Here is a 12,300-nt window from a genome sequence, read left to right as displayed (position 1 = left end):
TCCGGTCCGAGGACCAGACTGAGCCGCATGGAACCGATGACGCGAAGCCGACTGCGGCAGGAGCGGTGGCTGGCGCGGGGAGCGCTGCTCGCCGCCGCCGCGGCCGCCGCGGTCCTCGGTGTGTTCGCCGGGCCGCGGACGTTCGCCCTCCTCGCGATCGGGCTCGGCGGCCTGGCGGTGACCGCCGCCGCGATGTGGTGGGTGCTGAGCCGGCGCGGGCTGGTCCGCCTGCTGACCGCCGTGCTGGCGGTGGCGGTGCCGGTCACGGTGATCGTGGTGTTCGCCTGGGCCCATCTGTTCTGGGTCGTCGTGACGGCGTGGGTGCTGTGGCTGCTGGCGGCCCTTGCCGGGCGCACGGCCCTGGCCCTGCGGACGCCCGAGGCCGCCATGCCGGAGTTCCCCCGGACGCCGTGCGCCCACCCCGTCCTGATCATGAACCCGCGCTCCGGCGGCGGAAAGGTGGGCCGCTTCGGCCTCCGCGAGCGGGCAGAGGAGCTGGGCGCCCGGGTGGTGCTGCTGGAGCCGGCCGGCGGGGCCGCGATCGACGTGGCCGCGCTGGCCCGCGCGGAGGCCGGGGCCGGGCCGACCTCCTCGGCGTCGCGGGCGGCGACGGCACCCAGGCACTGGTCGCGGACGTGGCCGCGGAACTGGGGCTGCCGTTCCTGGTGATACCGGCCGGCACCCGCAACCACTTCGCCCTCGACCTCGGGCTGGACCGCGCGGATCCGGCGAAGGCGCTGGAGGCGCTGCGGGACGGGGTCGAGCTGCGGGTCGACCTCGGCCGGGCGGGCGGGCGGCCGTTCGTCAACAACGTCTCCTTCGGCGCCTACGCCGCGGTGGTGCAGAGCCCCGCCTACCGGGACGGCAAGACCAGGACCGTGCTGGAGCTGCTGCCGGACTTCCTGGTCGGCCACCGGGGGCCCCGGTTGACCGCCCGGGCCGGCGAGCGGGTCTTCGATGAGCCGCAGGCCCTGCTGGTGAGCAACAACCCCTACGGCTACCGCGACATCGTCGGCCTGGGACGGCGGTCGAGGCTCGACGGCGGTGTCCTCGGCTGCGTCGGGGTGACCGTCGACAGCGCCGCCCAGGCCGCCGGGCTGCTCCGGGGGCGGCACTCCACGGGCCTGGCCCGGGCGGCCGCCCCCAGTGTGCGGGTCGATGCCGACCAGGAGACGGTCCCGGCCGGTATCGACGGCGAGGCGGTGCGGCTGCCGGTACCGGTGCACTGCGAGGTACTGCCGGGAGCGCTCCGGGTGCTCGTGCCGCGGCTGCGGCCGGGGATGTACCGGGAGCGCCCGGAGCTGGACTGGCGGCTGCTGTTCCGGCTGGGGCTGACCTCGGCGCACTGAGGCCCGGGGCCCGGGGCCCCGGCCGCCCGGCTATCTCAGCGGGGCACCGTAGACCTTGTGCGCCTCCCGGTGCCCGTACACCGCCAGCGACCAGATCACCACGATGTCCAGGACGATCAGGATCGCCGACCACACCGGGTAGTAGGGCGTGAAGAAGAAGTTCTCCAGCGCGCTCACCACCGCGGCCGCCATGCCGACCGCCCGGGCCCAGGTCTTGCCGCTGAAGATGTTGAACGCCGCCGCCGCCACCACGATGCCGGTGACCAGCTCCACCCAGCCGCGGGCGGTGACGCTGAAGTCGAAGGCGTAGTCCCCCTGCGCCCGTGAGTAGTTGTGGTTGAGGATGGTGGCCAGCCCCGCGATCGCGTGGAAGCCGCCGACGATCGCCAGCACGAACACGGCGAAGACCACGCCGCCGATGGAGAGCGGGCGGACGTGCGGCTCCGGCTCGGGCCCTCCGGGGCGGCCGGGAACGGCGCCGGGTGAACTCTGCTCGGCCATTCTGGGAACCTCCTGATCTGCGGATTCATCAGGATGGCGGGGGGCGCTCGGCGCCGGTTCACCCACCGGGGATGAAACCCCGGCCGGGCCGCCGACCGCCGACCCCCACCCACTGCCCATCGACCGCCGCCCGCCCGCCGCTCACCCGCCCGAGGTGATGCCGCCGCCACCGGTCCGGCCGCGAGAATGAGCGCGATGTGCCAGGCGGTCGCAGAGGAGGTGCCGTCATGGGTGGACCGCAGGCGGGCTCCCCGGAGCGCGAGCCGGCCGGTTCCCCGACCGGCGATGCCGACTTCGAGATCCGGATCCGGGGCAGAATGGGCGAGTCCTACCAGTCGGCCTTCGCGGAGCTGACGGTGGTCACCCGTCCCGCCGAGACCGCTCTCCTCGGCCGCGGCCTGGACCAGGCCGCCCTGTACGCCGTCATCGACCGCATCCAGGCCCTCGGCCTTGAGCTCCTCGAGGTGCGCAGACTCACCAGCCCCTCCGACGCCGGGAGTTGACGGGTCCAGGCCGCTGGGAGGCCGTTGGGCCCCTTCCTCCGCCCCCCGCCCGCGTCCCACTGTGGACGCGGGACGGGACGCGCGGGGGAAGGAGACGCGTTGACCGCAACACTGTGCATCGAGCCGGACACCGGCGACGCGCGCACCGGCGAGGTGTCCGTCCTGTACGACCGGCTCCGCAGGCTGGACAGCGCGACCGCCGACGCGGCGCTCACCAGCTGCCTGGTGGGGCTCGCCGACGCCCTGATGCGGATCGCCCAGGAGATGGCGGATCCGCGTTGCACGGGCGCGCTGGTCGAGGAGGCCTCGGCGGTGCTGGCCCGCCTGCCGGAGCCGGCGGACCGGCAGCGGCCGGGATCGTCCGGCGGGGGCCGCGTCCGGCTGACGGACCGCCAGCTGGCCGTACTGCGCCGGCTGCCGGAGGAGCTGTCGCTGCGCCAGATCGCCAACGGGATGTACGTCTCGCACAACACCGTCAAGAGCCACACCCGGGCGGTGTACCGCAAGCTCGGGGCCGGTTCCCGGACCGAGGCCGTGGACCGGGCCCGGGAGCTGGGCCTGGTCTGAGCCCGGGAGCCGGCCGGGTCCGAGGCCGACCGCCTCGGCCGCGCGGCCGCACGGCCTCACAGGAGGTTCAGCGAGCGCGCCCGGCGGACGGCGGCCGAGCGCCGGGAGACCGCCAGCTTCCGGTAGACGCTCTTCAGATGCGTCTTCACGGTGTTGACGGAGAGGCACAGCTCCTCGGCGATCTCCTCGGTGGTCATCATCTGGGCCAGCCGGTCCAGCACGTCCTGCTCCCGGGGGCTGAGCCGCTCCGCGAACGGCGGCTGCTCCGCCTCCGGCCGCGGCTCCCCGGCCGCCGTCCCCGCCTGGACGCCCCCGGCGCCGCCGCCCTCCGCGCCCTGGGGCCGGCGGGCGAGGAGCGCGGCGGAGACCGCCTGCGCCGTCTGGAGCACCGCTCCGGGCAGCCGCCGACCGGCCGCCGGCCCGCCGCCGGGTCCCGCCTCCCCGCCGCGGACCGCCATCCGGGCAACCTCCCCGACCAGTGCGCCCACGTCCGAGAGGAACGGGTCGGGCCGGGCGGCGAGCACCGCCTCGGCCCGGGCCAGCTCGCGCCGGGCGGCCGGCGGGACACCGTGCGCCAGAGCGAGCCAGGCCCGTACCAGATGGAGGGACGCCCGAGCCGGGCCGCCCGCCGGGCCGGACGGCAGTGGCGGCTGTGCGGCGTGCGAGACCAGTTCCTCGGCGGCCCGGAAGCGCCCGCGCAGCGCCTCCACCAGTGCCAGCTCGATCAGGCTGTCGCGGCGCAGCGCGGGGCTCCCGGCGGCCACCGCGGCCTTGAGCGCCTTGGTCAGGGAGGTCTCGGCGGCCTTGAGGCCGCCCGCCCGCAGCTCGCCCCCGCCGCGCAGGGCGAGGGTGAGCGCCGCGATCTCGGGGCGTTCCGCCGTCGCCCCCGGCGGCAGCTGGGCGGCGGCCCGCTCGGCGTCGGCCGCGGCGGCCCTGGCCTCCTCCGGGGCGCGCAGCCGCAGCCGCTCCATGCGGATCACCGCATGGGCCAGCCGGCAGCGGGCGATCCGGTCGCGCTCCTCCTCCGCGGGCGACTCGTCGAGGAGCCCCTCGGCGGCCGCCAGGTCCCGGACGACCGCTTGCTCCTCCCCTCTGGCGTGCGCCGCCGCGGCGGCGAGCAGCAGCCCCTCCGGGCTCTCGGCGCTGGGCTCGACCGCGGAACGCGGGGTCGGCTCGGCGGGCAGCCGGGCCGGGCCGAGGCCCAGGACCTGGCCGATCGCCAGCCGGTGGACGATCAGCCGGGCGGCCCGGTCGTGCTCCCCGGCGGCGAGGAGGTGCCGGACCGCGTCGGCGAGCAGCCCATGCGCGCCGAGCCAGGCCGCGGCCCGGTCGTGGAGCGGACCGACGAGGCCCGGGGCCTCGTGGCGGAGGCACATCCGCAGGACGTCGGCGAACATCTGGTGGCAGCGATACCAGCCCTGTCCCACCGGCTGGAGGAAGGAGTTCTCCCGGACCAGCGCGCCGAAGTGCGCCCCGGCCTCCTCCCCGGCCAGCTCGGCGGCGAGCTCGGCGTTCATCCGCTCCAGCACGCTCGTCCTCAGCAGCAGCCGGCGCATCCCCGGCGGCTGGACGTCCAGCACCTCCTCGATCAGATAGCTGGCGATCGCCTCGTCGTCCCCGGCGAACTGGGCCACGAACCCGGCCGGGTCGCTCTGCCGCTCCATGGACATCGCGGCCAGCCGCAGCCCGGCGGCCCAGCCGTCGGTCCGTCGGCGAAGGGTGCTCACCGCCTGCCGGGGCAGCTCGATGCCGTGCTGCGCGAGGAGCGCCGCGGCCTCCTGGTCGTCGAAGGCGAGGTCGGCGGTGCGGAGTTCGGCCAGGCCGCTGGTGAGGCGCTCCCGGTGGAGATGGAGCGGGGGGTCCCGGCGGGCCAGCACGACCAGCCGCAGCACATCGGGTGCGGTGTGCCGGAGGAGGCAGGAGACCCCCTCGGCGAGCGGCGAGCCGGGCGCGGGCTGGAAGTCGTCCAGGACCAGCACCACCGGTCCACCGTGCCGGTCCAGGTCGGCGGCCAGCCCGGCCACCAGGAGCTGGGCGGGACCGGCCGGGTCGGCGTCCGAGACCGCCACTCCGGCCTGCCGCAGTGCGGCGGTGAGCCGGCCCCAGAAGACGGCCGGGTCCTCCACCCGTCCGTCGCAGGCCACCCAGGCCACCGGGCCCGGCAGCCGTCCGGTGTGCACCCAGTCCAGGGCCAGTGCGGTCTTCCCGGCGCCCACCGGGCCGACCACCACGGTCAGCGGCCCGAGGGCGCCCCGGGCCAGACGCTCCGTCAGACGTGGCCGCGGGACCAGCCAGGAGGGCAGTCCGGGCGGATGACCGGCGGGCGCCCCCGGCGGACCCGCGGACCGCGGATTCGATGCCTCGGCCATGAGCGGCACCTCGCTCTCGGGGAACGGGAGTGGTGCTGCGCAGCCAAGTATGGACGCCCGGGCACGGCGGAGGCGCGGCCTCCGCCGGTCTCACCCGGGTGAATTCCGCTCCCGGGCGGGGGCCCGCTCAGGACCGCCCGCCCGACCTGCCGGGCTCACCCGCCCTGCAGCGCCTGGACCAGTTCCTCTTCGCGGTCCTTGGTGAGCGAGGTGCGGATGACGGAGGGACCGAACGGCCGCAGCGCCTCCCGCACACGGTCCGGGGTGCTCCGCCGGACCAGAGCGAAGACGGCGGCGCGGCCCGGCTCAAGGGCGGCCGCGGTCTCCTTCACGAAGGCGTCGTTGACGCCCACGTCGGTGAGCCGGCCGGCGACCGCGCCGGTGGCCGCCCCCACCGCCGCACCGAAGACCGGCATCAGGAACAGCATGCCGAAGAGCGTCCCCCACAGCGCGCCGCCGACCGCTCCCGTCTTGGTGGTGCTGAAGGTCTGCCGGACATGCAGCTTGCCGTCCATGGTCCGCCAGGCGAGCGCCGAGTCCTCCAGGTCGAGCAGCTCCTGGCGGGACAGGTCCTTGGCGAGCCGCAGCACGGCCTCCGCCTTCTCCTTGTCGGAGAATCCGAGCACAACCAGATCGGCCATCAGTGCCTCCTCTTCCGCTTGTCGCCGGTCTCCCGGCCCTTCTCCGGTCCTTCGCGCCGCACGGCCGCCGCGGCGACCTCTGCGAGCACCGGCTCCAGCGCCTCACGCGTCAGGAAGCCCTCGGCGACCGGCACGCCTCCGGTGTCCCGGATCGCGGAGCGCAGCCTGCGCGCCCAGACGTGCTCCAGCAGGACGTACGCCGCCGAGGTCCCCTCGTCGAGGGAGTCGGCCATCGCCCTGATCGCCTCGATGCCCAGCCCGAAGGCGTGGCCCTCGGCCAGGCTCGGCACCTCCGCCTCGGCGGCCCGGACTCGCTCCCTGGGGATCCCGAGCAGTGCCGCCACCGTGTCGCCCATCCCCTCGGCCTGGTAGTCCAGGGTGTAGAGCTCACCGGCTCGGCCCTTGCCGACGAAGAGGATGTCGAGGACGAGGAGCTGCCTGCTCTCCTCCAGCGCCACCAGCTCGTCGATGACCCGGCCCTCGAACTTGGCGTCCGGGCCGAATCCCACGACCAGCAGCTGCACCGGTCCGATCTCTGTCATCGCGCCTCCCATCGACGGTCGCCCCGCCCCCTGGCGTGATTCCAGCAGGAGGCCGCCGGCGGCACGTCACCCGCCGGAGGTGAGGGAGGCCGGCGCGGTCGCGGCCACAGTGGCCGCGGAGGTGGAACTCCCATGGGCGAAGAGGACACTCCCCTGCCGGCCGGCGGCGCTCCGGAACCCGCCGAGTCGACCGACGCAGAGGTCCTGAGGCTGCGGGCGGAGGTCGCCGAGCTGCGCGCCCGGGCCGGGACCGCGCAGCGCCGCCGGTTGCGGCTGCTGACCGCCCGGCGGATCATCGCGGCGGTGCTGATCGCGCTGGTGGCGGTCCTCTCGGTGACCTCGGTGGTCGGGGTGTGGGGGGCCAGGACCACCTTCGACACCGACCGCTGGGTGGCCACGGTGGGCCCGCTGCCGAAGGACCCCGCGGTGAACACGGCGGTCTCCAGCTATCTCGCGGACCAGATCTACGACCGGCTGAACGTGGAGCAGCGGCTCGCCCAGTCCCTGCCCCCGAAGGCCTCCTTCCTGGCCGGCCCGGCGTCCGACCAGGTGCACACCCTGCTGCGGACCTCGCTCTCCAGGCTGCTCGCGACCGAGCGGTTCCAGTCCCTGTGGCGGGCGGCCAACCGGTTCACCCAGGAGCGGATCGTCGCCGTGCTGGAGAACCGCTCGGAGGGGGTGACGGTGCAGGGCGGCACGGTCACGCTGAACCTGCTGCCGCTGGTGAACAACGCGCTCAACGCGCTGCAGGAGCAACTCCCCACCCTGTTCGGCAAGAAGATCGACCTGCCCACCCTCACCTCGGGCGAGGTCCCGCCGGGCCTCCACGACCGGATCCAGCAGGCCCTCGGGGTCAGCCTGCCGCAGGACTTCGGGCAGATCACCCTCTACAACCGGCACCGACTCGGGCAGTTGCAGGACGCCGTGCTGCTCTTCAAGCGCGCCCTGGTCGGGCTGCTGATCGCCGTGGTGGTGCTCCTCGGGGTGGCGCTGTGGGTCTCCCCCGGACGCCGGAGAACGCTGCTCCAGCTCGGACTGTGGCTGATCGTCTCGGTCACGGTGCTCAGCAGCGTGCTCCGGGCGGTGCGGGGCGAACTGCTGGGGCAGGTGCCGGCCGGGATCTACCGGGACGGCATGCGGGCGGCCATGTCGATCGTCTTCACCACCCTGCGGGACCGCGGCGACCAGCTGCTGTGGCTGGGCATCGCGCTGGCCGTGATCGCCTATCTGGTGGGCCCTGGACGCCTGCCGAAGTGGCTGCGCCGCCAGGCCGGCTCCGGCCTGCGGTGGGCCGGGGCCCGCGGGTCCCGGATCGGCGACCGCCTCTTCCGGGAACACGGGCTGCGCCCCTGGCTGTCCCGCCACGCGGACGTCCTGCGGGTCGGCGGCGCCGTCCTCGCGGCGCTGATCGCCCTGCTGCTCTCGTCCTGGACCTCGCTCATCGTCATCGCGGTGCTGCTGGCCTGCTACGAGATCGCGATCACCGCCGCGGGGGGCCGGCGGCCCTCACCCCCCGCAGGTGAGGTGCCCACGGAGGCCGCGGCCGAGACTGACGTCCCCACCGGGCAAGGCCGGTGAGCAGGCCCGGAAGACGGGTCGGCACGGTGGCCTGCCGCCAGAACGAGGAGGATCCGGATGAACACGCGGACGCGCTCCGGGCGGGTCGGCCCGACGGCCGACGGAAGCCCACGGTCCCGGCTGTGGGGCCCGTACCTGAGCGAACGGCAGTGGGGGACGGTCCGCGAGGACTACAGCCCCGGCGGCGACGCCTGGAGCTACTTCCCCCACGACCACGCGCGCTCCCGGGCCTACCGCTGGGGCGAGGACGGCCTCGGCGGCATCTGCGACGACAGGCAGCGGCTGTGCCTCGCGGTCGCGCTGTGGAACGGTCGCGACCCGATCCTCAAGGAGCGCGCCTTCGGCCTGACCAACTTCGAGGGCAACCACGGCGAGGACGTCAAGGAGTACTACTTCTACCTGGACAGCACCCCCAGCCACTCCTACCTGCGCTACCTCTACAAGTACCCGCAGGCCGAGTTCCCGTACAACGACCTGGTGGCGGTCAACGGCCGGCGCTCCCGGCAGGAGTTCGAGTACGAGCTCCTGGACACCGGCGTCTTCGAGGAGAGCCGGTACTTCGACGTGACGGTGGAGTACGCCAAGGCCGACCACGACGACATCCTGATGCGGATCACGGTGGGCAACCGCGGTCCCGAGGAGGCCACCCTCCACGTCCTGCCGACCCTGTGGTTCCGCAACACCTGGTCCTGGGACGGCGCCCACGACGCCGAGAGGCCCCGGCTGTCGGCGGTCGGCGGGGCCGGCTCGACCACCTCGGTCCGGGCCGAGCACCCCGCGCTCGGCAGCTACGAACTCCACCTGGCCGACCGGGTGCCGGTCCTCTTCACCGAGAACGAGACCAACAACGAGCGGCTGTTCGGCACCCCCAACGCCTCCCCCTACGTCAAGGACGGCATCGGCCGGTACGTCGTCGACGGCGAGGAGGGGGCCGTCAACCCGGCGCGGGAGGGCACCAAGGCGGCCGCCCACTACACCCTCACACTGCCCCCCGGCGGTTCCGCCGCACTGCGGCTGCGACTGGCGCCGGTCGGCTCCCGGCACTCCTGGACCCGGGGCTTCGACTCGGTCTTCGAGACGCGCGCCGCCGAGGCCGACGAGTTCTACCGGCAGCTGACCCCGGAGGGGGCGAGCGAGGACGAGGCCCGGGTGCTCCGCCAGGCGCTGGCCGGGATGCTCTGGTCGAAGCAGTACTACGCCTTCGACCTGGAGGCCTGGCTGGCCGAGCACGGCATGAGCCCGTGGAGCCCGCCCCGGCCCGGGGTGCGCAACCGCGACTGGTTCCACATGTACAGCGACGACGTCATCTCGATGCCGGACACCTGGGAGTATCCCTGGTTCGCCGCCTGGGACCTGGCCTTCCACGCGGTGGCGCTGGCGGCCGTGGACATCGACTTCGCCAAGCAGCAGCTGGAGCTGCTGCTCCGGGACACCTTCGAGCACCCCAACGGGCAGATCCCGGCCTACGAGTGGAACTTCTCGGACGTCAACCCGCCGGTGCACGCCTGGGCGGTCTACTTCGTCCACCTGCTGGAGCAGCGCACCACCGGACGCACCGACCACGAGTTCCTGGCCCGCAGCTTCCAGAAGCTGCTGGCCAACTTCACCTGGTGGGTCAACCGCAAGGACCCGGACGGCCGGAACGTCTTTCAGGGCGGCTTCCTCGGCCTGGACAACATCGGCGTCTTCGACCGCAGCGCCCCGCTGCCCACCGGGGGCACCCTGGAGCAGGCCGACGGCACCGCCTGGATGGCCCTCTACTGCCAGTCGATGCTGCAGATCGCGCTGGAGCTGGTGGTCCACGACCCCTCGTACGAGGAGATGGTGCTGAAGTTCGTCGAGCACTACCTGTGGATCGCCGCCTCCCTGGACCGGCTCGGCGATCTCGACGACGAGCTGTGGGACGAGGAGGACGGCTTCTTCTACGACGTGCTGAAGCTCCCCGACGGGCGTTCGGTGCGGCTGAAGGTGCGCTCCATGGTGGGCCTGCTGCCGCTCTGCGCGTCCACCGTCTTCCGGCCCGAGCAGCTGGAGGTGCTGCCGCATCTGGCCGACCGGGTGCGCCGGTTCGCGGACCGCCACCCCTCGCTCTCGGTGGCGCTGACCTCGCTGCAGGCCGGCTCGGCCGGCGGCCCCAGGCTGCTCTCCGTGGTGGACGAGAAGAAGCTGGTGCGGGTGCTCGCCCGGCTGCTGTCCGAGGACGAGTTCCTGAGCCCGTACGGGATCAGGGCGCTCTCCCGCTTCCACGCCGAGCACCCCTACACGTTCTGGGTGGACGGCCAGGAGTACCGGGTCGGCTACCAGCCCGCGGAGTCCGACTCCGGCATGTTCGGCGGCAACTCCAACTGGCGCGGCCCCGTGTGGCTGCCGATGAACGCCCTGATCATCCGGGCACTGATGAACCTCTACGGGTTCTACGGCGACGACCTGACCGTCGAGTGCCCGACCGGCTCCGGCGTCCGGATGACCCTCTTCGAGGTGGCCCGGGACATCTCCGACCGGCTGACCAGGATCTTCCTGCGTGACGAGGACGGCAGGCGGCCGGTCTACGGAGGCCAGACCATCTTCCGAGACGACCCCCACTGGCGGGACCTGATCTCCTTCCACGAGTACTTCCACGGCGACGACGGCGCCGGCCTTGGGGCCTCCCACCAGACCGGGTGGACCGGCCTGGTGGCCGTCATGATGGAGCTCTTCGGCCGGCTCGGGCCGACCGACTTCCGCCCCACCCCCCGGAGGGAGCACCGATGACCGGCATTCCCGCCCAGCCTGTCGTCCACGAGGTGAACACCCGGGTGTGGCTGCGCGAACTGGCCCGCCGCACCGGCCGCCCCACCGGGCTCGGGGACGTGCCCAAGGACGCCTGGGACGAGATCGCGGTGCCGGGCGTGGACGCGGTGTGGCTGATGGGGGTGTGGGACCGCAGCCCGGAGGGGCGGTCCATCGCCCTGCGGGACAGCGCGCTGCGCGCCTCCTTCGCCGCGGCCCTGCCGGACGTCCGGGAGGAGGACATCGCCGGCTCCCCGTACTGCATCCGGCGCTACGAGGTGGACGAGGGGATCGGCGGGGCCGCCGGTCTGGCCGCCGCCCGGGCCGAGCTGGACGGCCGGGGCGTCGGGCTGCTGCTCGACTACGTGCCCAACCACGTGGCCCCGGACAGCCCCTGGGTGAGCGAGCACCCCGAGTACTTCGTCCACGGCGACGCCGACGACCTCCGGCGCGATCCGGCGGCCTTCCTGGACACCGGGAGCGCCGTGCTGGCCCGCGGCCGGGACCCGTTCTTCCCGCCCTGGCCGGACGTGGTGCAGCTGAACGCCTTCGCCCCCGAGCTGCGGGCGGCGACCGCGGCGGTGCTGCGGGACATCGGGCGGATCTGCGACGGGGTGCGCTGCGACATGGCGATGCTGCTGCTCAACGACGTCTTCGCGCGGACCTGGGGCGCGCGGGCGGGGCAGCCGCCCGCAGCGGACTTCTGGTCCGAGGTGGTCGCGGCCGTCCGGGCCGAGCGCCCGCGGATGCTCTTCATGGCCGAGGCGTACTGGGACCTCGAATGGGCGCTCCAGCAGCAGGGCTTCGACTTCTGCTACGACAAGCGCCTCTACGACCGGATCCTCCACGAGGGAGCCGACTCGGTCCGGGCGCACCTCGGCGCCGACGAGCAGTACCAGCGGCGGCTGGTCCGCTTCCTGGAGAACCACGACGAGCCGCGGGCGGCCGCGACCATGCCGCAGGACAAGGAGCGGGCCGCGGCCGTCCTGATCGCCACCCTGCCCGGGGCGACGCTGTGGCACGAGGGGCAGTTCACCGGACGGCGGGTGCATCTGCCGGTCTTCCTGGACCGGCGTCCGGACGAGCCGGCCGACGCCGGGCTGCGGGAGTTCCACGAGGGGCTGCTGGCGAAGGTCCACCGTAGCGGGATGCGGACCGGCGGCTGGCGGCGGCTGGACTGCACCGGCTGGCCGGACAACCAGAGCTGCCGGAACCTGGTGGCCTCCTGCTGGTCCGGCGACGCGGGCCGGTTCCTCACCGTGGTGAACCTCTCGGAGCGCCCGGCGCAGGGCAGGGTCCGGCTGCCCTGGAGCGAACTCGGGCGCGGTGACTGGGAGTTGACCGGAGTCCTGGACGGCGTCCGGTACCGGCGCGCGGGCGGGGAGGCGCTGGAGAGCGGGCTGTTCGTGGACCTGCCGGCCTGGGGCGCCCACGTCTTCGCGGTCGGCGCGGCCGGCTGAGCCGCTCGGGCTCAGCCGCTC

General features: G+C 74.1%; 9 protein-coding genes and 1 pseudogene. 6 read left to right on the top strand and 4 right to left on the bottom strand.

Translation table 11 applies throughout. The features are described 5' to 3' along the window. Positions 1–27: 27 nt before the first annotated feature. Positions 28–1,349, top strand: a pseudogene (locus tag BS73_RS41080) (diacylglycerol/lipid kinase family protein). Between the two features lie 30 nt (positions 1,350–1,379). Here BS73_RS41080 and BS73_RS02190 read toward each other — a convergent pair. Beyond that, positions 1,380–1,850 (bottom strand): DUF7144 family membrane protein, encoded by a 471-nt coding sequence (locus tag BS73_RS02190; protein WP_037568769.1) that lies wholly within the window; start codon positions 1,848–1,850, stop codon positions 1,380–1,382. A 227-nt stretch (positions 1,851–2,077) separates the two neighbouring features. Between BS73_RS02190 and BS73_RS02185 the strand changes: the two genes are divergently transcribed. Both BS73_RS02185 and BS73_RS34360 read left to right on the top strand, forming a co-directional pair. Beyond that, on the top strand, positions 2,078–2,353 hold the full coding sequence (locus BS73_RS02185) for a hypothetical protein (protein WP_235215244.1): 276 nt from the start codon (positions 2,078–2,080) through the stop codon (positions 2,351–2,353). 99 nt (positions 2,354–2,452) lie between these two features. Beyond that, a complete protein-coding gene (locus BS73_RS34360) occupies positions 2,453–2,920 on the top strand; it encodes a response regulator transcription factor (RefSeq protein WP_051939108.1) in 468 nt (155 codons plus the stop codon). A gap of 56 nt (positions 2,921–2,976) precedes the next feature. Here BS73_RS34360 and BS73_RS02175 read toward each other — a convergent pair whose 3' ends face one another. The 3 genes from BS73_RS02175 to BS73_RS02165 all read right to left on the bottom strand — a co-directional run bounded on the left by BS73_RS02175 (position 2,977) and on the right by BS73_RS02165 (position 6,472). Further along, positions 2,977–5,289, bottom strand: coding sequence for a LuxR family transcriptional regulator (locus BS73_RS02175; protein WP_037568768.1), 2,313 nt, complete (start codon positions 5,287–5,289; stop codon positions 2,977–2,979). Positions 5,290–5,444: 155 nt separating this feature from the next. Next, positions 5,445–5,930 (bottom strand): DUF1269 domain-containing protein, encoded by a 486-nt coding sequence (locus tag BS73_RS02170; RefSeq protein ID WP_037568766.1) that lies wholly within the window; start codon positions 5,928–5,930, stop codon positions 5,445–5,447. Further along, positions 5,930–6,472 carry a hypothetical protein gene (locus tag BS73_RS02165; RefSeq protein ID WP_037568764.1) on the bottom strand — a complete coding sequence of 181 codons (543 nt, stop codon included), beginning with the start codon at positions 6,470–6,472 and terminating at the stop codon, positions 5,930–5,932. The genes BS73_RS02170 and BS73_RS02165 overlap by 1 nt, the downstream gene beginning before the upstream one ends. Before the next feature lie 132 nt (positions 6,473–6,604). On the opposite strand from BS73_RS02165, the gene BS73_RS02160 reads away from it, so the two are divergent. The 3 genes from BS73_RS02160 to BS73_RS02150 are packed head-to-tail and all read left to right on the top strand — an operon-like array spanning position 6,605 to position 12,279. Further along, on the top strand, positions 6,605–8,050 hold the full coding sequence (locus tag BS73_RS02160) for a hypothetical protein (protein ID WP_051939104.1): 1,446 nt from the start codon (positions 6,605–6,607) through the stop codon (positions 8,048–8,050). A gap of 57 nt (positions 8,051–8,107) precedes the next feature. Further along, positions 8,108–10,801 (top strand): MGH1-like glycoside hydrolase domain-containing protein, encoded by a 2,694-nt coding sequence (locus tag BS73_RS02155; RefSeq protein WP_037568762.1) that lies wholly within the window; start codon positions 8,108–8,110, stop codon positions 10,799–10,801. Beyond that, positions 10,798–12,279, top strand: a complete 1,482-nt coding sequence (locus tag BS73_RS02150; RefSeq protein ID WP_037568760.1) for an alpha-amylase family protein — start codon at positions 10,798–10,800, stop codon at positions 12,277–12,279. The genes BS73_RS02155 and BS73_RS02150 overlap by 4 nt, the downstream gene beginning before the upstream one ends. Positions 12,280–12,300 lie beyond the last annotated feature (21 nt).

Source organism: Phaeacidiphilus oryzae TH49, assembly GCF_000744815.1.
Lineage (GTDB): Bacteria > Actinomycetota > Actinomycetes > Streptomycetales > Streptomycetaceae > Phaeacidiphilus > Phaeacidiphilus oryzae.
Note: the sequence above shows the minus strand (reverse complement) of the source record. Positions and strands in the feature narration are given on the sequence as shown.

Bases quoted from the DNA above. Each gene is read 5' to 3' on its own strand.
- BS73_RS02165 (WP_037568764.1), bottom strand. From the start codon at position 6,472: ATGACAGAGATCGGACCGGTGCAGCTGCTGGTCGTGGGATTCGGCCCG.
- BS73_RS02190 (WP_037568769.1), bottom strand. From the start codon at position 1,850: ATGGCCGAGCAGAGTTCACCCGGCGCCGTTCCCGGCCGCCCCGGAGGG.
- BS73_RS02185 (WP_235215244.1), top strand. From the start codon at position 2,078: ATGGGTGGACCGCAGGCGGGCTCCCCGGAGCGCGAGCCGGCCGGTTCC.
- BS73_RS02175 (WP_037568768.1), bottom strand. From the start codon at position 5,289: ATGGCCGAGGCATCGAATCCGCGGTCCGCGGGTCCGCCGGGGGCGCCC.
- BS73_RS02170 (WP_037568766.1), bottom strand. From the start codon at position 5,930: ATGGCCGATCTGGTTGTGCTCGGATTCTCCGACAAGGAGAAGGCGGAG.
- BS73_RS02155 (WP_037568762.1), top strand. From the start codon at position 8,108: ATGAACACGCGGACGCGCTCCGGGCGGGTCGGCCCGACGGCCGACGGA.
- BS73_RS02160 (WP_051939104.1), top strand. From the start codon at position 6,605: ATGGGCGAAGAGGACACTCCCCTGCCGGCCGGCGGCGCTCCGGAACCC.
- BS73_RS02150 (WP_037568760.1), top strand. From the start codon at position 10,798: ATGACCGGCATTCCCGCCCAGCCTGTCGTCCACGAGGTGAACACCCGG.